19 protein-coding genes, 16 tRNA genes, 2 rRNA genes and 1 pseudogene are annotated in these 19,807 nt (G+C 44.5%); 3 read left to right on the top strand and 35 right to left on the bottom strand.

Features of this window, described 5'->3' with window-relative positions:
• The first annotated feature begins 5 nt into the window (after window positions 1-5).
• Complete coding sequence (locus tag C6P11_RS03515; RefSeq protein ID WP_135518610.1) at window positions 6-266, top strand: hypothetical protein; 261 nt, start codon at window positions 6-8, stop codon at window positions 264-266.
• A 199-nt stretch (window positions 267-465) separates the two neighbouring features.
• Here C6P11_RS03515 and C6P11_RS03510 read toward each other — a convergent pair whose 3' ends face one another.
• The 9 genes and pseudogenes from C6P11_RS03510 to C6P11_RS03470 all read right to left on the bottom strand — a co-directional run bounded on the left by C6P11_RS03510 (window position 466) and on the right by C6P11_RS03470 (window position 6,501).
• Complete coding sequence (locus tag C6P11_RS03510; protein WP_135518608.1) at window positions 466-1,275, bottom strand: LysM peptidoglycan-binding domain-containing protein; 810 nt, start codon at window positions 1,273-1,275, stop codon at window positions 466-468.
• 510 nt (window positions 1,276-1,785) lie between these two features.
• Window positions 1,786-2,127, bottom strand: coding sequence for a DUF1831 domain-containing protein (locus C6P11_RS03505; RefSeq protein ID WP_135518606.1), 342 nt, complete (start codon window positions 2,125-2,127; stop codon window positions 1,786-1,788).
• Between the two features lie 42 nt (window positions 2,128-2,169).
• Window positions 2,170-3,006 (bottom strand): alpha/beta hydrolase, encoded by an 837-nt coding sequence (locus C6P11_RS03500; protein ID WP_135518604.1) that lies wholly within the window; start codon window positions 3,004-3,006, stop codon window positions 2,170-2,172.
• Between the two features lie 128 nt (window positions 3,007-3,134).
• Window positions 3,135-4,033, bottom strand: a pseudogene (locus C6P11_RS03495) (VOC family protein).
• A 245-nt stretch (window positions 4,034-4,278) separates the two neighbouring features.
• Window positions 4,279-4,971 carry a 5'-methylthioadenosine/adenosylhomocysteine nucleosidase gene (locus tag C6P11_RS03490; protein ID WP_135518602.1) on the bottom strand — a complete coding sequence of 231 codons (693 nt, stop codon included), beginning with the start codon at window positions 4,969-4,971 and terminating at the stop codon, window positions 4,279-4,281.
• Window positions 4,972-5,008: 37 nt separating this feature from the next.
• Window positions 5,009-5,323: a hypothetical protein gene (locus C6P11_RS03485; RefSeq protein WP_135518600.1), complete on the bottom strand. Its 315-nt coding sequence runs from the start codon at window positions 5,321-5,323 to the stop codon at window positions 5,009-5,011.
• Window positions 5,323-5,895, bottom strand: a complete 573-nt coding sequence (locus tag C6P11_RS03480) for an NUDIX hydrolase (RefSeq protein WP_003608151.1) — start codon at window positions 5,893-5,895, stop codon at window positions 5,323-5,325. Before C6P11_RS03480 ends, C6P11_RS03485 begins: the two co-directional genes overlap by 1 nt.
• Window position 5,896: 1 nt before the next feature.
• A complete protein-coding gene (locus tag C6P11_RS03475; protein ID WP_346780854.1) occupies window positions 5,897-6,109 on the bottom strand; it encodes a cold-shock protein in 213 nt (70 codons plus the stop codon).
• 23 nt (window positions 6,110-6,132) lie between these two features.
• Complete coding sequence (locus C6P11_RS03470) at window positions 6,133-6,501, bottom strand: DUF3397 family protein (RefSeq protein WP_135518598.1); 369 nt, start codon at window positions 6,499-6,501, stop codon at window positions 6,133-6,135.
• A gap of 119 nt (window positions 6,502-6,620) precedes the next feature.
• Between C6P11_RS03470 and C6P11_RS03465 the strand changes: the two genes are divergently transcribed.
• Entirely contained in the window at window positions 6,621-6,740 is a 120-nt protein-coding gene (locus tag C6P11_RS03465; protein ID WP_003608148.1) for a DUF4044 domain-containing protein, read from the top strand.
• A 105-nt stretch (window positions 6,741-6,845) separates the two neighbouring features.
• Here C6P11_RS03465 and C6P11_RS03460 read toward each other — a convergent pair whose 3' ends face one another.
• The 7 genes from C6P11_RS03460 to C6P11_RS03430 form a co-directional block, all read right to left on the bottom strand.
• Window positions 6,846-7,967: an ATP-grasp domain-containing protein gene (locus tag C6P11_RS03460; RefSeq protein ID WP_135518596.1), complete on the bottom strand. Its 1,122-nt coding sequence runs from the start codon at window positions 7,965-7,967 to the stop codon at window positions 6,846-6,848.
• A gap of 23 nt (window positions 7,968-7,990) precedes the next feature.
• Complete coding sequence (locus C6P11_RS03455) at window positions 7,991-8,662, bottom strand: glycoside hydrolase family 73 protein (protein WP_135518594.1); 672 nt, start codon at window positions 8,660-8,662, stop codon at window positions 7,991-7,993.
• A 24-nt stretch (window positions 8,663-8,686) separates the two neighbouring features.
• The gene (gene cydC, locus C6P11_RS03450) at window positions 8,687-10,441 is read right to left on the bottom strand and encodes a thiol reductant ABC exporter subunit CydC (protein WP_135518592.1); all 1,755 of its coding nucleotides are present in this window, start codon (window positions 10,439-10,441) and stop codon (window positions 8,687-8,689) included.
• On the bottom strand, window positions 10,434-12,167 hold the full coding sequence (cydD, locus tag C6P11_RS03445; RefSeq protein ID WP_135518590.1) for a thiol reductant ABC exporter subunit CydD: 1,734 nt from the start codon (window positions 12,165-12,167) through the stop codon (window positions 10,434-10,436). Before cydD ends, cydC begins: the two co-directional genes overlap by 8 nt.
• A gap of 75 nt (window positions 12,168-12,242) precedes the next feature.
• Entirely contained in the window at window positions 12,243-13,253 is a 1,011-nt protein-coding gene (gene cydB / locus C6P11_RS03440) for a cytochrome d ubiquinol oxidase subunit II (protein ID WP_135518588.1), read from the bottom strand.
• Between the two features lie 2 nt (window positions 13,254-13,255).
• Window positions 13,256-14,728: a cytochrome ubiquinol oxidase subunit I gene (locus C6P11_RS03435; RefSeq protein ID WP_135518586.1), complete on the bottom strand. Its 1,473-nt coding sequence runs from the start codon at window positions 14,726-14,728 to the stop codon at window positions 13,256-13,258.
• 192 nt (window positions 14,729-14,920) lie between these two features.
• Window positions 14,921-15,538, bottom strand: coding sequence for an ECF transporter S component (locus C6P11_RS03430; RefSeq protein WP_135518584.1), 618 nt, complete (start codon window positions 15,536-15,538; stop codon window positions 14,921-14,923).
• 145 nt (window positions 15,539-15,683) lie between these two features.
• Here C6P11_RS03430 and C6P11_RS03425 point away from each other — a divergent pair, with 145 nt between their 5' ends.
• A complete protein-coding gene (locus tag C6P11_RS03425; RefSeq protein WP_135518582.1) occupies window positions 15,684-16,628 on the top strand; it encodes an NAD(P)-dependent oxidoreductase in 945 nt (314 codons plus the stop codon).
• 43 nt (window positions 16,629-16,671) lie between these two features.
• Here C6P11_RS03425 and C6P11_RS03420 read toward each other — a convergent pair whose 3' ends face one another.
• From C6P11_RS03420 to C6P11_RS03330, 19 genes are all read right to left on the bottom strand, one after another.
• Entirely contained in the window at window positions 16,672-17,514 is an 843-nt protein-coding gene (locus C6P11_RS03420) for a helix-turn-helix domain-containing protein (RefSeq protein WP_135518580.1), read from the bottom strand.
• Window positions 17,515-17,962: 448 nt separating this feature from the next.
• A tRNA-Ser gene (locus C6P11_RS03415) sits at window positions 17,963-18,050 on the bottom strand.
• A gap of 26 nt (window positions 18,051-18,076) precedes the next feature.
• Window positions 18,077-18,150, bottom strand: a tRNA-Ile gene (locus C6P11_RS03410).
• A gap of 12 nt (window positions 18,151-18,162) precedes the next feature.
• Window positions 18,163-18,234: transfer RNA gene (locus tag C6P11_RS03405), tRNA-Gly, on the bottom strand.
• Window positions 18,235-18,263: 29 nt separating this feature from the next.
• Window positions 18,264-18,336 (bottom strand) — tRNA-Phe (locus tag C6P11_RS03400).
• Between the two features lie 7 nt (window positions 18,337-18,343).
• Window positions 18,344-18,417 (bottom strand) — tRNA-Asp (locus tag C6P11_RS03395).
• A gap of 37 nt (window positions 18,418-18,454) precedes the next feature.
• Window positions 18,455-18,528, bottom strand: a tRNA-Met gene (locus C6P11_RS03390).
• A 31-nt stretch (window positions 18,529-18,559) separates the two neighbouring features.
• Window positions 18,560-18,649 (bottom strand) — tRNA-Ser (locus C6P11_RS03385).
• A 21-nt stretch (window positions 18,650-18,670) separates the two neighbouring features.
• Window positions 18,671-18,744: transfer RNA gene (locus tag C6P11_RS03380), tRNA-Ile, on the bottom strand.
• Between the two features lie 16 nt (window positions 18,745-18,760).
• Window positions 18,761-18,834: transfer RNA gene (locus C6P11_RS03375), tRNA-Met, on the bottom strand.
• A gap of 24 nt (window positions 18,835-18,858) precedes the next feature.
• Window positions 18,859-18,932 (bottom strand) — tRNA-Pro (locus C6P11_RS03370).
• 38 nt (window positions 18,933-18,970) lie between these two features.
• Window positions 18,971-19,043, bottom strand: a tRNA-Arg gene (locus C6P11_RS03365).
• A 9-nt stretch (window positions 19,044-19,052) separates the two neighbouring features.
• A tRNA-Leu gene (locus C6P11_RS03360) sits at window positions 19,053-19,136 on the bottom strand.
• Window positions 19,137-19,139: 3 nt separating this feature from the next.
• Window positions 19,140-19,212 (bottom strand) — tRNA-Gly (locus tag C6P11_RS03355).
• A gap of 4 nt (window positions 19,213-19,216) precedes the next feature.
• Window positions 19,217-19,289 (bottom strand) — tRNA-Thr (locus tag C6P11_RS03350).
• A gap of 46 nt (window positions 19,290-19,335) precedes the next feature.
• Window positions 19,336-19,408, bottom strand: a tRNA-Lys gene (locus C6P11_RS03345).
• A 2-nt stretch (window positions 19,409-19,410) separates the two neighbouring features.
• Window positions 19,411-19,483, bottom strand: a tRNA-Val gene (locus C6P11_RS03340).
• A gap of 4 nt (window positions 19,484-19,487) precedes the next feature.
• A 5S ribosomal RNA gene (rrf, locus tag C6P11_RS03335) occupies window positions 19,488-19,604 on the bottom strand.
• A gap of 103 nt (window positions 19,605-19,707) precedes the next feature.
• Window positions 19,708-19,807, bottom strand: a 23S ribosomal RNA gene (locus C6P11_RS03330); the annotation flags it as partial.

Below are 19,807 nucleotides of genomic sequence, written 5' to 3'. Positions count from 1 at the left end.
AAATCATGGAACGTTTACTTATTCTTGCAAACGACGATCAAGGTGAAGGCATTTTAATCGACGATGACCGCCACCTTGTCTCACAAATATTGGTGCCAAATCGTTTTGATTATAGCCACCTGACAGACATCACCACGGTTTCAACACCGACCGATGTCTATTCAGCACAAATGCAACTCCTCGCAAACGACAAGTACTGGATGTGGCCTGTAAAGGGTTCTATCCTAACGTTTCCGGTAGCTGCTGATACACATAAAGCAGACTGAGAATGTCGGAGGTTTTAACCTCCGACGTGACCAAGTCGCCCTTATCAGGTGCGTCTTTGGTCTTACGTCTGACTGAAGTCAGGCGTTTTAGACCAACAGCTGCTGTGACAAAGCAGAGTAAACAAATAACCGCCACACTTCGAATTTGAAGTGTGGCGGTTTTGTGTTATCGATGTATTTTCTTATTTAAAGCAGTATCTTACCACCAACTGTTAGCTGCACGGAAGGCAATTGCTGAATCAACTGAACCGTAACGTGACGTTGCGTAGTTCAACATACCTGCAGTTTGGTCAGAAACGCTACCCGTTCCCCATGATTGGTTCGTTTGACCCAATCCCTTGTATTGACCGTTTGATGCATCTGGGTTTCCACCTGATTCAGGCATAACGATAGCCGTCCACAAAGCATCAGTACCACCAGCAGCGATAAATTGATCATAAGTTGAACCTGAAGCGGCAGCAGTCGTTGTAGTCGTAGTCGTTGCGGCAGGTGCCGTGTATGATACTTCTTGTGCAACTGGTGCTTCTGATTGTGCTGTGTAATCAACAGTCGTTACAGGTGCCGTGTATGATACTTCTTGTGCAACTGGTGCTTCTGATTGTGCTGTGTAATCAACAGTCGTTACAGGTGCCGTGTATGATACTTCTTGTGCAACTGGTGCTTCTGATTGTGCTGTGTAATCAACAGTCGTTACAGGTGCCGTGTATGATACTTCTTGCGTAACAGGTGCTTGTGAAGCAACAACAGCAGCAACATCAGCTTGCGTTGCGTCGTATGAAGCGTTTGAAGCAACACCGTCAATTTCAACTTGTTGACCAACGAAGATTACGTTAGCATCAGCAATGTTGTTGTTGGCAACCAAAGTGTCAACCGTCGTGTTGTGGTTAGCTGCAATTTGTGACAACGTGTCACCTGATTGTACCGTGTACGTATCTGCAGATGCGTTTTCGGCCATAGCGAACGTAGCCAAACCAGCAACAGTCAATGCAGTAATCATCTTCTTATTCATGGGAAAAACTCTCCTTCTAATTAACTCTATCTTTTCAATTACTATCAGGTACACGCCATTAGGATCATCGCTAATGTGTGACACCTGTATCTCTTAACAACATGTATTAGTTTATCAATCAGAGCGGTTGTTTTGTTACAAAATGAAGTCATTACGTAACGTCATAATTGCCTAAACCGACCTTTCGTGTAACATTTACGTAATATTACTAAAAATAAGTGCTCAAATGTCGATTAGAATAGTCTTTTAAAAAATATTATTAACCAGTTAACATTCGCCATATTCCGGGCTTTTTCGGGACTAATTACGTAAAATTAGGTTTAAATTTAGTTTATTGGCCCCTTTTATGTCACGATTGTTACAATATAAAAGTAACGATTCAACATTTCGTTAACTTTTGGATAGCAGCTGACTACCAGAAAAGCCCTAAACTAAAGGATTCCTTAACATTTCGTGCTTAAAAAAGAGCATTCCAATCGCGACTGGAATGCTCTTTTCTATATATACGACCTAGTCGACCGTCAAAATCTCACGATCAACTAGCTCATTCAAGTAGAAATGGTACAACTCGACCATCTCTTCGTTATCTTTGCGGGCGAAAATGTTAACAGTTGCTGCCCCATTTGGGTTAACTGTCTTGATTTTCATACCCGTCAAGTCCTTGTTCACAACGACTTTGAGCTTGATTGCATTAGCAAGTCCCTTAGCCGGCTCAAGTGAGCGTTGCATGACGTACGCACCAGCGTTGTTAGTCACGAAGCCCGTGTCACCCAATGCATACTTCTTCAATTGCGGGTTAAAGTGGTAAGTTACTGAATCCCCAGCTACATTTACTGTTGTTTCAAATGCCATTGTGACATCTCCTCTTAACTAGTTCTTATGTGAATAAGTTTACTAGTCTTCGGGCAACTTTTCCACTACATCTTCATCATCGGCAGGTTGACCATCTGGGTAGTGCCACTCGTGGTCATCCTCTTCGTGGTGGTGGTGGTCGTGTCCATGGTCATGACCATGATCGTGTCCGTGATCGTGATCATGTTCGTCCGCGCCGTACATCAATGATGCTGGCCATTCAGGCTCGTCATCCACGTCCAACAAGTCGTTGGCATCCAACCAAAGCTTTGCAGCTTGCATTTCAGGTTGTGACATTGTGTGTGACGTCTTCGTCGCAAACGTAGACAACAATGCCCCACCCTTACGCAAGTCTTCAGTCAACATATCAAAGTTTGTCTCAGAAATGATTGGGTCAAACTCACCGAACGTTGCAAACACACGTGAATCCGTCAAATCTTGAATATCATCACCCAAGCGTTCAACTGACATCGCGTGGAACAGCAACGCCGTCTTCCATGGTGTATCTTCGCGGGCCATCATGGCGTGTGCCCCGACGTTCGCCCCGTTTGAGAATCCCATCATAATCATTGATTCTTCGTGCAATTCGTAGCGCTTAGAAAGCTCATGAACCGCATCAACCAACCAATCCGTTTCTGCGTGAAGTGACTCTAGATTGAACTCACCTTCTTCGTAGCGTTCAAAATAACGATTCATGCCTTTTTCACTAACACGACCACGAATAGAAATCTTTGGATTTTCAGGTGCCATAAATTCGGCAATTTCAAGCAAATCCGTTTCATCTCCACCAGTACCGTGTAGCAATAGCAATGGTGCTAAATCAGGATCACCTGATACATAGGCGTGTCGAATGTTGTTCTTATACTTTTTCTTGGCCATCGTCCTATTCTCCGTTCAAATTGTGTCTCCATTATACCTGTAAGCGCTAACTTTTAACAAGCAATAGTGTCCAGATACAAAAGAAGCAGGTCATAAGCGCTGCTTACGTCCTGCTTCAATCATATTAATTAGTTTTCTGCATTATCAGAAACGTTCTTCTTGAACACTTCTGGTGATGGCAAATCATCTTCAGCTGAGTTAAATGGAATCAAACCAGCTTCGATTTCATCACGCATGTTCTCCAAGAATGGTGGCAACTCCAAGTGGTGTCCTGCCTCTTCGTACGTCTCGTCTTGCAAGAATCCTGGTCCGTTCGTAGCGATTTCGAACAAGATTCCTGGTGTTGGACGGAAGTACTCTGACTTGAAGTAGAATCGATCCACGAAGCCTGAGTCTTGGAATCCCAATTGACGCAAACGGTTGATCCAGAAGTTCAAAGCCGTTTCATCATCAACTGCCAAGGCGAAGTGGTGCGCGTTTCCGTAACCTTGCAAACCACGTGGCAACAAACGTACCAAACGCGTGTGAACTTGACCACCGAAACCAGCGTTGTCGAATTCGTACAAAACGTCATCGCCGTCGCGAGCAACTTCCTTAGCACCCAATACAGATGTCAAAACCATGTGCATTGCGTTCTCGTTGTTGATCGTCAACAATTGTGCACCCAAACCTAGGATAGCGTGCTCTGGCTCAACTGATGAGTATTGCCATGGCGTACCTTCAGCCCAAGTACCCGTGTTCTTCTCGTTTGACTCCAAGGCGTACAATTGTCCGTCGAAGTCTTCGAAGTCCAAGTACTTAACACCGAACTCTTCGTGAGTTTCAGCATCGTGCTTAACACCGTATTCGTCAAAACCGTTCCAGCTGATCCCATGTCATCAGTAAAGTACAAGTGGTACGTACGTACGTCGTCTTGGTTAACAGTCTTCTTAATCAAGTGAAGACCCATAACACCTGAGAAGAAATCAAAAATCTTTGGTGAATCTGACGTAATCGTCGTCAAGTGGTGAATTCCACGGATAGTCATATTCGGATGCTCCTTCGTTTATGTGATTCTCTTATTGAATGTAATTAGAATACCAGAAGTAAATTTAAATGGGAAATAAAAAGGTGTACTTTTTGTAAGTTAATTTTATTATTCACTATTGCTGACTATATTATAGTAGGAAACTGACATTATTGCCGTGATTAACGTCTTATTTGAGGTTTGTGTCGCCGCTAACTACAAAACAAAAAGGCCATTACCCCCTACTGGAATAATAGCCTTCATCATTATTGCTTGTTAAAGAAGTCAATCAACACTTGTGCTGATTGCTTACCCGCTTCGATGATAAACTCATCAAACGTTGGACCAGCTTCACCATTAGCGTTATCTGAAATAGCACGGACAACAGCAAATGGTACATCGAAGTAGTGCGCAACTTGAGCAATTGATGCACCTTCCATTTCAGCTGATTGGGCTTCTGGGAAGTACGTCAAGATGTTTTGCTTTTGCTCATCACCTGAAATAAATGAATCGCTCGTCACAATCAAACCACGAACCAAACGTGCGTCTGTGACATCCCCATAAGCTTCAGCCAAACCAGCTGAAAGCGTTGCGTCAGTTACAAAACGAGCTGGTTGTTGTGGTACTTGACCATAATCGTAACCAAAGGCACGTGCGTCTGCATCTGAGTATGCCAATTCGCTAGCGACGACAACGTCACCGATACGCAAATCCGCACCCAAAGCACCAGCAGAACCTGAGTTAATCACTGCATCAACCGCAAAGTTGGTAATCAACAAAGTCGTCGTCAAAGCTGATGCAACCTTACCAATACCAGACTCCACAACAACGACATCAACGTTGCCAATCTTACCGTGGTGGAACAACTTACCAGCGATAGTTGATTGCTTCTCATCAGTCATCGCTGCCACTAGGGCTGCCTTTTCTTCGGCCATTGCATTAATAATACCGTAACGCATATCTCTCAAAATCTCACTTTCAACTTTTACTTCTGTACTATAGTAGGAACAACACCAGGTATGTCACCACAATTAACACGACCAAAACTAACATCGTGATATTTAAGCGACGCTTCAAACGCGCTGTCTTACCCGCTTCCGTCAAACGACGGGTTACTGGATCTAATTCGTAGCGACCCTTACCGCTCAAACGGTGTTCTTCACGCGTAAGTGGTGTGTTGGTTGGCTCAGCCTCACCGCGCAATCGGCTTAGGCGTTCCTGCGTGTTCTCTGGGGTTTCAAATTCACCAGCAAAGCTATAATCTTCATCTGGGACATTCTCATCCGGTCGTTTACGCTTGAATCCAAACATTATGCCTTACCTGCCAAACGAAGCGTCTTCCAGTAAAGGTACGCCATCGCTGTCTTACCGTCGTCTAATTCACCAGCTTCAAACAATCGCGTTGCTTCATCAAAATCAACATAAAGCAAATCGATTTGCTCGTCATCATCTTGTGGCAATTCATCAGTCACTGGCTTTAAATCAGTTGCTAGATACAACGTCATGAATTCATCCGCAAAGCCAATTGACGTGTAGAAACCGGCAATCTTTTCAATTTTACCAGCCGTCAAACGAGTCTCCTCATTTAACTCACGATTAACCGTATCCAATGGATTATGATCACGACCATCCACCTTACCAGCTGGCACTTCCGTCGTTACCTTTTGAACTGGTGCACGCCATTGACGCTCCAAAATCATCTTATCGTCATCCGTTAAGGCAAGCACAGCAATAGCACCACTGTGATGCACCACCTCACGCTTAGACTCACGGCCATCAGGTAACGTAACCGTTTGATTAACTACCCGAATAATGTGACCATTGTAAACTTCTTCTTCTGAAATGACTTCTTCACGAAACTTTGCTTCAAATTCATCCGCCATGTTAGTTCTCCTCAGAGCTCCAAACTTCAACTGCTGCTGCTTGTGGGCCACGTACGCCTTGTACAACAACCAACTTTACTGGTTCGCCGACTTCCAAGTCACGAACATGAGGTGTTTCAATCGCTGAGAAGTGAACGAACACGTCGTCTTCACCCTTCAACTCAATAAAACCAAATCCTTTGTCGGCATTCCAAGTCTTAACGTATCCATCAATTTTTTCCATAACTATTTTTCTCTCTATTTCGTTAAAATGAACGCGAAGATGGTCAAGCCAATCAACGCTACAAAACTACCTAAACCAACAATGCGCCACCACATCATCCAAAAAGACTTCATCGTAAATGTTTGACGAACAAATCCTTGGTACAAAGCCAAGCCAATGCCCCACAGAACAAACATAAACAAAACTGGTGGTAACAAAAATAAATGCCATACTTGGAAACTAATCACTTCAATCGCCCACCAAGCAACCAATGTCGCTAAATCAATGGGACGCATCCACTTTGGCCAGGTCAAACGGCGAAACAAGCGGTGAAACAAAATTAAGCCAATCCATGTCGCAAATGCTAAGGCAACCGTTAATGGCCAGTTTAGCGTTGTAAGCATATCGTTGTTTCCCCTTTTCGTTCTTCAATTATTATATTATACCGTGAATTTAAACGTCTGTGACATTTGAACTGAAATCTTGGTACAATAGATGTAATTAAGAAAAAGAGGATTACTTCATGGCAAAGAAGAAGCAAAAGTCTACTATGCAAAAAGTCATCCAAGGATTTGTCATTTTGATGTTGATCTTGTCAGTTCTTGGTGTCTTCATCACATTGTTCCAAGTGATGATGGGTTAATGCATTTTAGTGAGTGGCTGTTACAGAAATTGTGACAGCCACTATTTTTATACCAAAAAGGCTACGCACTGAATTACTCAGTGCGTAGCCTTTTGCATATAACAATTATTCTTCAAATTCCCAAACACCTGCGACGTGCAATTGATTAAACAATTGGTTCGCTGATGAACCACACGCCAAAACGTGGCCAGCCTGTGGCAACATCATATCGTTTTGGTAGAAGGCAAACTTCCAATTTGATTGAATGCCCCAGTGACGACTCAAGGCATCGATTTGATCAGTCGTGAATGGCATATAAACCGCTGCTTGCGACATGAAGACGTCGGTCAACGCTTGCCCCGTAATGGCACGTAGATGTTGTTCAGCCACTGAAACATTAGTCGTTGCATCATACAAAGTCGCTGTTGGTGGGATTCCGGCAGCAATATCACGGACATACAAGTTACCTGTTGCGCTGTAGAAAAATGCCACATTGTATGCCCCAATATACTGCAAGACATCCCCAACACGTTCCGTCACACCCAGCATCACCGTCATAAGATCGTCAGCAATATCGCCAACTGTCCAAGCACGACGCAAATGTTGCTGGGCAACCATTGTTTGACGCAATGGGTAAGTCTTAATGTCACCATTAACCCCGCGTACTGCCGTCATCGCAAACTCTTGCGCATCATCAAGCCACGTTTCAACAATCAAGGTACCACCGTCAATCATTGGTGCAACAAGCCCCAAGTCCCAGTCGCCACGAAGGATGACCGTATCATCATGATGCTTGTGCTTGAAAATTGGCTTGACCACAACTGGATAACCAAGTTCAGCTGCCGCGTGCGCAACTTCATCCAAAGAACTAACCGTTGCATATGGCAAGATGTTGAATGATTGCGCTTCAGAAAAGGCGCGTCCCAATGCATGGTCATCTGTTAATTCCAGCAATTCCGTGCCTTGTGGCAAACGAGCTGATTGCAATCCAGTAATCATATTGGCTGGTAACCACGAAGACGTATACGTTATCATCGATGGCAATGCCATAAAACTGTCAAATTCTGTCTGCTGATTTCCTTGTTCAACAAATCGATAATCTGCTTCAGCCAACACTGGTGCATCTGGCTTCGTGCTGTACGCAGCCACGTTATATCCCATGTTATGGGCACTTTGGGCCAAAGTACGGCTTGTTACTCCGTCGCCAAGGATACCGATTGTCGATCCTGGTAAAAATTCAAGGCTCATAATTTTTCTCGCTTCATTTCTTGCTAATTTACATCATATTGGTTCAAGTTATAAGTTTCAATCATGCGAATGATTTTTTCAGCATACCCGGGATCAGTTGCATATCCCCCGCTAACCAGCGCATACGCAGCTGTCTGATAGTCGGTCGCCTGCAGAACTGCCTGATAGCGTTGTGGATTATCAGACGTACCGTTTACTAACAGCAACGCGTGGTCCGTCATCGAACTACGCCAATCAGCATACGTTCGAAATGCGGCGTTAACCGTCACCCATTCATCGTTAACAAACTCTTTAGTAGATAGTGTAACACTTGGCATGACTGCTGAGGCTTTTACACCAAAAAAATTATTATATTTCGCTGCTAATTCCGAGCGTCCCCAATCTGATTCTAACGCAGCTTGGGCAATACTGATTGATGCCTTCACACCATATTGCGCTTGCAAACTTTGTGCCTCTGGGGCTAATCGGTCAATAAACTGTTCATGTGTTAGTTCATTAAGGGGTAACTCACTGACCGGCGTCGTTGCTTCGACACGCTGATGTTGTATATCAGTTTGCCACAATGCTAGGCCACCGACAAGGGCAATCACTAAAATAACACGGCCCCGTTGCAGGCGCCCTTTTTTTACGAAGAAATGTGATGGGTGAATTTGAAGCAGTCTCTTACGCCACTGTTGTTTTTTCTTACTAGCCATCACATATCTCCTTTCTTCATTATCCTAATTAATCGGTAAATCACCGTGGTCTAGCGCCAACAAACGTTGGAAACGTGGCTCAGTTGCCATCAAGTCCGCCGGTGTACCCGCCATGCTAATCGCTTTATTTTCTACAAAAATAACCTTATCAACCAGCTCAATTCCGGTCAAGTGGTGTGTAACCCAGATAACCGTCTTGTCTTGCAACGTCGCAAAAATAGTTTGCAACACTTGTAATTCAGTAATCGGATCTAGCGCCACTGTTGGCTCATCAAGAATAACAATTGGTGTATCTTGTAGCAAAATTCGGGCCAAAGCAAATCGTTGACGTTCACCACCTGAAAAACGACTTCCCATTTCAGTCATTGGTGTTTCTAATTGATTTGGTAACCCATGAACCAGCGTCGCCAAATTAACTTTCTCTAGCACTTTCCAAAGTTGTTCATCAGAAGCATGCAAATTTCCCAGGCGCAAATTATTCGCTACCGTACTTGCAAACAAGTATGGCTGTTGATCCAGCACAGAAATAATCGATGCGCGCGTATCAGACAAAGCAGCCACAGATACACCGCCAATTATAATTGTACCGGCCGTTGGGTTCTCATCGCCCAACAGTAACTTTAGCAAGGTTGTCTTTCCAGCACCAGACTGTCCCAATATGGCCAATCGTTCACCAGCTGGCACCTGCAATGACAAATCTTGCAAGACAGGTTCATCTGTATAACCAAATGACACGTGATCAAAGATAATATCAGATTGCTCAGGTGCTGATTGTTGTGTGACTGACTCACTATTTTCTTGGGTCGCTTCTTTATCCATCTCATTAAGTCGGACAATTGAATCTTGATAACGTGGCCATTCGCCAACCCCGGAACTGATTGTCGTTAGGGCATCTTCAGCCGGAAAAATTGCCAGTACGAAGGCAGCAATCCAATTCACACCAAAGCTATCACCACCAAATCGTGACGTGGCAAACATCATCAGCAAGATCGCAACTGCACCAATAATCATGGCACCACCAAAATCACGCCACCAATTAAAGTGTGCTTGTTGCACCTTAATCTTATTTATTGCTGCAAAATCTTGCTTCTGACGCTCAGCCAATTCAGCCGTTCGACCAGCTAGGACCCAATCTTGCAACCCCATGACAGTATCCGTCAAATCGGTATAAAGTTGCCCCTCTAATTGTTGTTGCTTAAAATCGCGGGCACCATTGACCGCCAAAGTTACCATCGGCGCCAAAATTGTCGTCATCGCCAACACAAGCAAAATCGCTAAGGCAAATCCCCAGTCAAACACACCGACCCCGATGCCAATCAGCGCATAAATGACTAGCCCAATAATCGTTGGGAATAACGTGCGCAAATAGAAGTTCTCAATTTTGAACAAGTCATTTGCCAATACATTTAGGACTTCACCCGTTTGTGACTTTGCATAAACCGACTTCGTTCCCGTTTCAACTAATTCGTACAAACGGCGACGGAATGTTGAGACAATTCGCAATACCCAGTTGTGTGACACTAAGCGTTGGGCGTACTTGAATGACGGACGACCAATTCCAAATGCACGAGTCAGTACGATTGGCACATACACCATCAGAATGTTTTCTGGCATTTGCGCTGAACGTGAAATCAAGAATCCCGACGTGAACATCAAGGCTGCACCAGAAAATGTCGTCATAAAGCCCAAGAAAATAATCAGGACTAATAACTTTTTATACGATTTTAAATATGGAAAGACCCAAGTATCGTTTTTAATTAAACTCATTAATTTATTCATGTGTTGCACCTCGCATCGCTGCTTGCAATTCAACAAAGTAACCCTTATTGGCCATCAGCTCTGGCAAGGTTCCTTGTTCAACAATTTGCCCATCGCGCATCACGATAATCAAATCCATTTCAGTTAACCAATGCAAACGATGTGTCGCAAAAATAACTAAACGTTTGTCAAACAAAGGCAGCATCGTTTCCTTTAAGCGCACTTCAGTTTCAATATCCAAGTGGGCCGTTGGCTCGTCCAACAGCAACACACGTCGATTATCATCAAGCATAATTCTCGCTAAACCAATACGTTGTGCTTGACCACCAGATGTCTGCATCGCACCCTCACCAATGATTGTGTCCAGCCCTTCTGGTAGTGCTTCGAACCACGCTGACAAGCCAACCGTTTCAATCGCCTCACGAATTTTTTCGTCCGTCGCCTCTGGGGCATAAAACGCTAGATTACGACGTAAAGTATCGTGAAAGATATACGGTTGTTGTGGTAGGACTTGGATTTGTTCCTGCCAAGCGCGCTGCTGCAAATGCGGTAATTGTTGCCCGTTTAATGACACATCACCCTCACCGTTTAGGAATCCACCAATTAAATTCAGCAACGTTGATTTTCCTGAGCCAGATGTTCCAACCAATGCGACACGCTCATATCCTTTGAAGTCCAAATTGATATGACGCAATGCTGGTTCAGCGGCTTCTGGATACGTGTAAGAAACGTCTGTTAATTGTAGTTCGTCGTTTTCACGCCAACGTTGGCTAGATGCCTCATATGCATCCGTATCCGTAGCTACTGGTTGATCTAGCAAAGCCATAATATCAGCCAACGCATTTTTCCCGTTCAACGTGGCGTGGTAATCATTCGCAAAATTACGAATGGGCAAGAAATATTCCGGTGCTAAGACCAAAATAGTCAACGCTGGTAATAGCGTCATCGTGCCATCCATTAATCCCAATCCTAAAAATAGCGCCACAACCGCAATCGAAAGTGTTGTAAAGAAGTCCAACGCAAATGTTGAAAGAATAGCAATCTTCAAAGTACTCATGGTCGCTTTACGGTGGTCTTCTGATACTTCATAAATATTATTCGCGTATTGCTTTGACAAGCCTAATTGCTTCAAAGTCGTTAAGCCACGCAAAGAGTCAACGAAGTGATTTGAAAGGCGATTGAAAGTGGCATACTCCCGATCAGCTTTCGCCTGGGCAGCCATCCCCAAGACAATCATAAATAGCACGATAACTGGATAAATGAAGAACAGAAAGACGGCTTGCTCCCAGTTAATCATGGCAACATAAGCCAAAATCAACCAAGGAATAATACTCATGTCGAATAGCTTAACTAATACCAGCGTCAAATAGTCATGAACCTGGTAAATCCCTTCTACTGCCAAAGTAACCGACTTCCCCGTTCCTTGGTTCGCGACCACGCGTGGTCCAAGCGCCGCGTACTTTTCTGTAAGTTGTGTCTGCAATGACGCCGTTGTGGCATCAGCAAATGGTGATAAGGCATACTGCTTGGCGACGCCCATCAACTGACGTATCAAGTACGCCCCCACAAAAATCAAGACCGGCGTCACAACGGCGCCTAACTTATGGCCTTGCCACAAGTCAGTAATCGCTACACTTAAAAAGCGTCCCTGGCCAATAATCGCCAAAGCCTGAATCAACGTCAGCACCGACAAGATTCCCAACGCTTTTCTAGCACCAGGAAACTTAAATAATCTTTTATCTAACATAATGCCTTTTCTCCATCTAACTAATATGTATAAAGAGGACCAAGCACACACTTGATCCCCTCTGATTGTTTTATGTTAAGCTGCCTTCTTCACAACAATACGCTTGCGGAAGATATAGAAGCTCCAAATTTGATAAGCCAACACAATTGGCAAAGCCGTGAAGGCAATCATTGTCATCCACTTCAACGTGTATGGTGTTGAAGTCGCGTTCTTCAACAACAATGACATCGCTGGATTGTCCCCAACAATAACACGTGGGAACAATCCCGTGAATAGCAACAACACAACCGAAATGATTGTGAGTCCCAAAGCGATAAATGACCAAACATTTGAACGCTTCAAGCCGGTTACCCAAGCGATAACCGTCAACAAAACGATGACTGCTAGGAATGCCAACGTAATAAGTGGCTTCTTAGCAAAGAAATCGGTGAAGATAAACAACGTGATTGCAAACGCAACTTCACCAACCAACAAAACGGGGTACAAAACCTTTAATTGTGATTGGATACGATCGTGCAAGTCACCTTCTTCAAGCTTCAATCGTAGGTAATTTAATCCGTGGATGTATGACAACAACGCAACGGCGACCCCACCAACAATTGAGAAAATGTTGAAGTAGTCAAAGAACGTTGCTGACATATCACCAGCCTTGTCCAATGGCATTCCTTGAACAACGTCTGTGAACAAAACACCGAATAGGAATGGCACAATCAAAGCTGCAACCGCTGAGATTGTCGTCCACAAATTGCGGTACTTTGCCGTACGCATTTGCTCACGGAACTCGAATGAAACACCTCGGTAAATCAAGCCAATCAAAATCGCAAATAGCATTAAGTAGAACCCTGAAAATAGTGATGCGTACCAGAATGGCATTGCCGCGAACATGGCACCACCAGCCGTAATCAACCAAACTTCATTACCATCCCAGTGAGGGCCGATTGATTCGATGAGGGCATCTTCTTCATGTTCATTCTTAGCCAAGCCCTTCAAGGCCATTCCAACTCCGAAGTCAAACCCTTCTAGGAAGAAGAATCCTGCAAACAAGATGGCAATCAATACGAACCATAAAATTTGAAATCCTGTCATGATTAAGCCTCCTTTCCTGCATCAAATGCTTCAGCTGAGAATGGATCAACATCCTGAGCTTCCGGCTTATCATCAACGATATCTGGTCCGGCAATCATAACACGACGTGCCAACATGAACATCAAGCCACCTAGTGCAGCAAATGTTGCGAAGTACAAGATGTTAGACGTTAGCAATGAGGCGAATGACACGTTTGGTGACACGGCATCAGCAATCGTAAGCACACCATAAACGACCCATGGTGCACGACCAAGCTCCGTAATCAACCAACCGGCTGTTTGTGCCAAGAATGGCAAGAACATTGATAGGCCGAAAATCCAAAGGGCCCAACGGTACTTCGTAATATCAAGCTTTGACTTCTTACGGACGGCCCACAAGGCAACAACTGCCAACAAACCAAACGCCCCAGCTGATACTGCCATGACACGGAAGGCATAGTAGATGGTGTTGTTTGGCAAGTAATAGTTCATATCATGACCAAACTTCACATCATACTTCTCGTGCAATTCCTTATTAATCTCTGTCCAACCCTTGTTTTCACCAGTCAATGAGTGGTGTGCCAAGATAGACAACACATATGGAATGTCCAATGACCATTCCACTTCATGTGTCTTTGGGTTAGTGTATGCAACAACTGACCATGGCTCTTGCTTATCCTTGCCACCGCCGTTTTCATCCAAACCTTCTGTTGCTGCAAACTTCATTGGCTGATCGTCTTGCAAGTATAGTGAGTGGCGATCACCAGTCAAACCAATACCTGCAGTTCCAATCAACGCTACCACTGCCGCAACCTTAATTGACTTCTTAAAGAAATCTAGGTTACTGTTTGGCTTACGTAGCAATGACCAAGCTGATACACCAATGACCACGAATGATCCAGTTAGGAATGTCCCAAAAATAACGTGTGGGAATTCCAACCACAATTGGTGATTTTGTAGCAAGGCCGGGAAATCGACCAAAACGGCACGGTCGAACTTGTGATCAACCTTGAAACCAACTGGGTTTTGCATAAATGAGTTGGCTGCCAGAATCCACAAAGCTGAAAAAGCTGATCCTAGCGTCGTCAACCAAATGAAGACCAAGTGTAGTTTCTTGTTGAAGCGTTCCCAGCCAAACATCCAAAGGCCCAAGAACGTTGATTCCATAAAGAACGCAACCAACGCCTCGACAGCCAAAGCTGGTCCGAAGATATCTCCAACATAACGTGAGTAACGTGACCAATTCATTCCAAATTGGAACTCCTGAATAATACCCGTAACAACTCCAACCGCAAAACTCAATAGGAAAATCTTTCCCCAGAACTTTGCCATACGCTTGTATTGGTCATCCTTTTTGACCACATACATCGTTTCCATGATGGCGACAACTAGTCCCAAACCAATTGACAATGGCACGAAGAAAAAGTGAAAAATCGTTGTCATTGCGAACTGAATTCGAGCCAGGTCCAAAATGGAAAGTCCTTCGATCAAGTTCATAAAACTTGCCTCCTACTGTCTCAAAAAATTATTTGCTTTCCCAAGCTCTTAATAAGTGCTCACTTACTCTTTAATTGTACAGTTCTGGTCCGATTTATGCTACTGATATATTAGGACTTAATACTTTGTTCATAGTATCAACAAAAAAACTGGAACCGACATAAAGTCAGTTCCAGTTTTTCGGTCTAATATTTAGTTTAAGCGCTTCAATACAGTTAAGACTGGCATGCCAATCAATGGTACCAAGATAGCTGATACAACGATTTCAACCAATCCATTCACACCAGCGACACCAAAGATCAACCAGTTAGCCAATCCTGATGTTGGAATACCCGTAAACGTTGTGTGCATCACTGAGAAACCAATCCAAGTTGAAAGCAAGACAAAGAACGTGTTCAAGAACGCTGATAGTCCGCCCAAGAAGACAATCCAACCCGTTTGTCGTGCAAGTGAACGATTGCGTACAACGTACCAGTAAATCAATCCAACGATTAGTCCAACCAGAATACGAGGCAACAATGCCGTGATTGGGTTACGGAAGATCATACCGCCGATACTTGGTACGTTTGACCATGCCATCCAAAGTGAGTAAGCACCCCAAACAAATCCAAGTAGTGCACCAACACGCGGTCCGAGAACCATAGCTCCGATTGCCACCGTTACACTAATTATTTGAACTTGAACCCCAACACCAGCTGCTGGCGTAATTGACAACAATCCCAACCAAGGAACGATTGATTGAACCAAAATAATTGCAATAAACAAAGCTGTAAGCACCAAACGACGCGTCTTGTTTTGTGAATTCATCATAATAAATATCCTCTTTTATTTCTGTGAGGTTATTATAACAAGGCACTAACTTTTAGTGCGTCAAAAAGGTAATCCGTGTATATTAATAGACGATACTGATATTTTGTCATAAACTAAGCGTAAATAACCACAGGAGGGCTAGACTATGTCTCAACTATTACTCGCTGTTCAACCATTGCGTGATGCCGACATTGCGCAACTAACCGAACTTGGCGTGACTGTTACAACACCAGACACAATTAGTGATGATGCTTTGGCTAACGTCACCATTAGCTATGGGTGGTCAGCCACCTTGGGACCAAAAATCCTAGCAACGCCTAATAACCATTTAAAGTGGATTCAAACGATGTCTGCTGGTGTCGACTATATGCCACTGAAGGAATTATCGGCACAAGGGATTCTCTTAACGAACGCCAGCGGTTTGAAGTCTGTGCCGATTGCACAATCTACCATTGGCTACATGATGCATTTTGCCCGTGGCCTAAACGTCTATCAAAACCGTAATCACTGGGAAGAATTCACTGATCAATACATGCTTTCTGAACTACCTACCGTGATTTTTGGAACAGGTCACATCGGCCAACAAATTGCGCGCTACTTATCAGCCTTTGGCACACCAGTCTATGGCGTCAATACATCTGGGCGCCCCGTAGACGGCTTTGACGCCACCTTTAGCATCGACGACTTGTCATCACTACCAGATGTCGCCGTCGTCATCAGCGTGCTACCAGGTACAGATGCAACCAAGCATTTCTTTAACGCAGAAACATTTGCTCACTTCAAGAAGCTGTTTTTGTTTGTTAACGTTGGTCGTGGCTCTACCGTCGATCAAACTGCCTTGCTTGATGCGTTAGATAAGCAGGACATTCGCTATGCTGCTTTGGATGTGACAGAAGTAGAACCTATTCCAGATGATTCGCCACTCTGGCACCATGATAACTTGCTCTTGACTCAACACACGACTTGGGCAGAACATGAGTCATCAGGTCGTGCTGGTAACCTCTTCCCACTATTCATGAAGAACTTGCCTGACTTCTTAGCAGGTAAGCCGCTAACAACCAACTTCGTTGACGTCTCACGAGGTTACTAATCTAATGACTGAAAGGTGCTACACGATGTAGTACCTTTTTTTCTTACACCAAAACGGCATATCCTCGCACATCTTCTTTCAATATCGCGTCTTTTGAAAATTCAGCCGCAGCGTATGCCAATAATTGCGCTTCTTTCTTTTCATTGGATAACGCAAGTGCCTCCGCGCATTTCATCCGAAGCGTTTGCAAGGCCACCATCTCGTGATAATTTGTGGTTGTTGGTAGCAGTTGCAACGCTTCCGTTACCCGTTCTAACGCTTTGTCTGCAAAACCACTTACAAGGTACATTTCTGCTTGATGGCGATATGTATGTGTAATAACTGATGCCATAGCCGCTTGTGTGTCCACAGATGATCGGCGAATCAATCCACACGCCCGCTCAAAGCATTCCGCTGCTAATTCATTCTTATCTTGTGCTGTCCAAGTAGCACCCATCTCTGTAAATATTTCGATTGTCAATTCAACCTGATACTTATCAACATCTCCTAGTGCGACTTGCAATAGTTGCATAGCCTCTGCAGCTTGCCCATGATATAAAGCCACACGTGCTCGTAGGACATTGAATTCAGGAATCGCATAGATTGGGATACGTGTCGTCAACGTCGGGTTAAGCAAGGCTTCCTCTGCTTCTTCAATTTGATTCTTTTCAATCATGCGACGCACAACACTTAAGGGTGTTGCCACATTTTCATTAATTTGTGCGATATCAGCTGCGTTTAGTTGCAAACGTTCACACAACTTTTGCAACACCGTCATGTTAGAAACTTCGTCTGTGCGTTCGATACGAGACAACAGTGATTGGTGGCAAATGCCTTCTGCAACCTCTGCTTGTGAAATCCCCAACTGCTCACGTCGGCGCTTCAAGCTCCCTGATACTAACTTCATAATCTATTCCCCTTGCTTACATAAGATACATTCAGCATAATCGGTTCTTAGCACACTAACAAGCTCACTCTATTGACATTCAACACCCGTAATCATTAACCATTCAATCGCTCTCTCGTACGTCAAACGACGCTAATCACCTCTACTACGCCATTTTTCAATCATCAAATCTCATACGGTCGTAACTCAGATATACTGCTTATGCTCATTTTTCATTTTTTAACATTTGCCTTTGCAGCGTTACTTTATGTAGATAAAGACGTCTGAGAATGTCGGAGGTTCTAGACCAACAGCTGCTGTGATAATCAGATTGTGATTACTAATCGTAGTTATCGAGATCGATGCTGTGATAAATAAAAAAGGTGTTATCTGACGAACAGATAACACCTAATCATTAGTCGATTTAATTGCAAATAAAAAATGGTAGATAAGCATCTACCATCAGTAGCGGAGACAGAGGGATTCGAACCCTCGCGCCAGTTTCCCGACCTACACCCTTAGCAGGGGCGCCTCTTCAGCCTCTTGAGTATGTCCCCATGTCAAAAGTTGAACCTTTCAACCATGGGACTGAGAGGACTCGAACCTCCGACCTCACCCTTATCAGGGGTGCGCTCTAACCAGCTGAGCTACAGTCCCATAAAACAAAAAAGCGGACGACGGGAATCGAACCCGCATTCCCAGCTTGGAAGGCTGGAGCACTAGCCATTGTACTACATCCGCAAAATAATTCAATTTGCTCTTCCGAGCAATGGCGCGGGAGGGAATCGAACCCCCGACACTACGAGCTTCAATCGTATGCTCTACCAACTGAGCTACCGAGCCATTATAACGGTCACAACGGGATTCGAACCCGTGATCTTTCGCGTGACAGGCGAACGTCCTAACCAACTAGACCATGCGACCAAACATTTCTGTTTTAGTGATTAACTAAGTTAATCAATTGCGGGAGCAGGATTTGAACCTACGACCTTCGGGTTATGGGCCCGACGAGCTACCAGACTGCTCCATCCCGCGATAATAAATAATGATGATGATTTAACATCAAAGGAGAATGTGGGATTCGAACCCACGCGCCGCTTTCACGACCTGACGGTTTTCAAGACCGTTCCCTTCAGCCAGACTTGGGTAATTCTCCATAAAGACTTAAGGTCTGTAATGGACCTTGTTGGACTCGAACCAACGACCGGACGGTTATGAGCCGTCTGCTCTAACCAACTGAGCTAAAGGTCCTTGTTATTTGAGTCAATCGCGGCGGGGGGGATCGAACCCTCGACCTCCCGGGTATGAACCGGACGCTCTAGCCAGCTGAGCTACACCGCGAACTATAACATATTCTGTTATAAATCGGGACGACAGGATTCGAACCTGCGACCCCCTGGTCCCAAACCAGGTGCTCTACCAAGCTGAGCTACGTCCCGAAACGAGTAAACTATGATAACAAACTTTCGTTTGTTAATGGACCTAGCAGGACTCGAACCTGCAATACCCGGTTCGTAGCCGGGGTGTTTATCCAATTAGCATATAAGTCCATTAATAAGTGCCGGCTACCGGGATCGAACCGGTACGATGTTTCCATCGCAGGATTTTAAGTCCTGTGCGTCTGCCTATTCCGCCAAGCCGGCAAAAGCGAATAACGGGATTCGAACCCGCGACCTCTACCATGGCAAGGTAGCGTTCTACCAACTGAACTATATTCGCATGATGCCGACTAAAGGACTCGAACCTTCGACCCTCGCTTTACAAGAGCGATGCTCTACCAACTGAGCTAAGTCGGCGTAATAATAATTCACCGGATAACGGAATATTCAGATGTCACCCAAATGGGTCGTCAGGGGCTCGAACCCTGGGCCCATGGATTAAAAGTCCACTGCTCTACCAACTGAGCTAACGACCCAATGGACGTTACAGGGGTCGAACCTGTGACCCCCTGCTTGTAAGGCAGGTGCTCTCCCAGCTGAGCTAAACGTCCATGTGCATCGCGACTTCCTATCCTCGCAGGAAGCGATCCTCCAACTACTTTCGGCGTTACTGAGCTTAACTTCTGTGTTCGGTATGGGAACAGGTGTGGCCTCAGTGCCATCGTCACGACACGTACTAATTTAATTAGCATTACGAGATTAATTATCTCAAAACTGAATCATAATGTCAATATCAAATTCAAACTTTGTTTGAGCCTTACACCACGTTTTCAACTTGGTTAAGTCCTCGAACCATTAGTACTAGTCCGCTCCATGCGTCGCCGCACTTCCACTTCTAGCCTATCTACCTCATCATCTCTGAGGGGTCTTACTTC

The sequence above is a fragment of the Weissella confusa genome, from assembly GCF_004766315.1.
Lineage (GTDB): Bacteria > Bacillota > Bacilli > Lactobacillales > Lactobacillaceae > Weissella > Weissella confusa_A.
The sequence above is the reverse complement of the archived record's forward strand: the minus strand, read 5'-3'. Positions and strand labels throughout refer to the sequence as shown.

Bases quoted from the DNA above. Each gene is read 5' to 3' on its own strand.
- C6P11_RS03460 (WP_135518596.1), bottom strand. From the start codon at position 7,967: ATGAGCCTTGAATTTTTACCAGGATCGACAATCGGTATCCTTGGCGAC.
- C6P11_RS03455 (WP_135518594.1), bottom strand. From the start codon at position 8,662: ATGGCTAGTAAGAAAAAACAACAGTGGCGTAAGAGACTGCTTCAAATT.
- C6P11_RS03500 (WP_135518604.1), bottom strand. From the start codon at position 3,006: ATGGCCAAGAAAAAGTATAAGAACAACATTCGACACGCCTATGTATCA.
- C6P11_RS03490 (WP_135518602.1), bottom strand. From the start codon at position 4,971: ATGCGTTACGGTATTATTAATGCAATGGCCGAAGAAAAGGCAGCCCTA.
- cydB (WP_135518588.1), bottom strand. From the start codon at position 13,253: ATGACAGGATTTCAAATTTTATGGTTCGTATTGATTGCCATCTTGTTT.
- C6P11_RS03435 (WP_135518586.1), bottom strand. From the start codon at position 14,728: ATGAACTTGATCGAAGGACTTTCCATTTTGGACCTGGCTCGAATTCAG.
- C6P11_RS03430 (WP_135518584.1), bottom strand. From the start codon at position 15,538: ATGATGAATTCACAAAACAAGACGCGTCGTTTGGTGCTTACAGCTTTG.
- C6P11_RS03485 (WP_135518600.1), bottom strand. From the start codon at position 5,323: ATGTTTGGATTCAAGCGTAAACGACCGGATGAGAATGTCCCAGATGAA.
- C6P11_RS03515 (WP_135518610.1), top strand. From the start codon at position 6: ATGGAACGTTTACTTATTCTTGCAAACGACGATCAAGGTGAAGGCATT.
- cydC (WP_135518592.1), bottom strand. From the start codon at position 10,441: ATGAATAAATTAATGAGTTTAATTAAAAACGATACTTGGGTCTTTCCA.
- C6P11_RS03480 (WP_003608151.1), bottom strand. From the start codon at position 5,895: ATGGCGGATGAATTTGAAGCAAAGTTTCGTGAAGAAGTCATTTCAGAA.
- C6P11_RS03465 (WP_003608148.1), top strand. From the start codon at position 6,621: ATGGCAAAGAAGAAGCAAAAGTCTACTATGCAAAAAGTCATCCAAGGA.
- C6P11_RS03470 (WP_135518598.1), bottom strand. From the start codon at position 6,501: ATGCTTACAACGCTAAACTGGCCATTAACGGTTGCCTTAGCATTTGCG.
- cydD (WP_135518590.1), bottom strand. From the start codon at position 12,167: ATGTTAGATAAAAGATTATTTAAGTTTCCTGGTGCTAGAAAAGCGTTG.
- C6P11_RS03420 (WP_135518580.1), bottom strand. From the start codon at position 17,514: ATGAAGTTAGTATCAGGGAGCTTGAAGCGCCGACGTGAGCAGTTGGGG.
- C6P11_RS03425 (WP_135518582.1), top strand. From the start codon at position 15,684: ATGTCTCAACTATTACTCGCTGTTCAACCATTGCGTGATGCCGACATT.
- C6P11_RS03505 (WP_135518606.1), bottom strand. From the start codon at position 2,127: ATGGCATTTGAAACAACAGTAAATGTAGCTGGGGATTCAGTAACTTAC.
- C6P11_RS03510 (WP_135518608.1), bottom strand. From the start codon at position 1,275: ATGAATAAGAAGATGATTACTGCATTGACTGTTGCTGGTTTGGCTACG.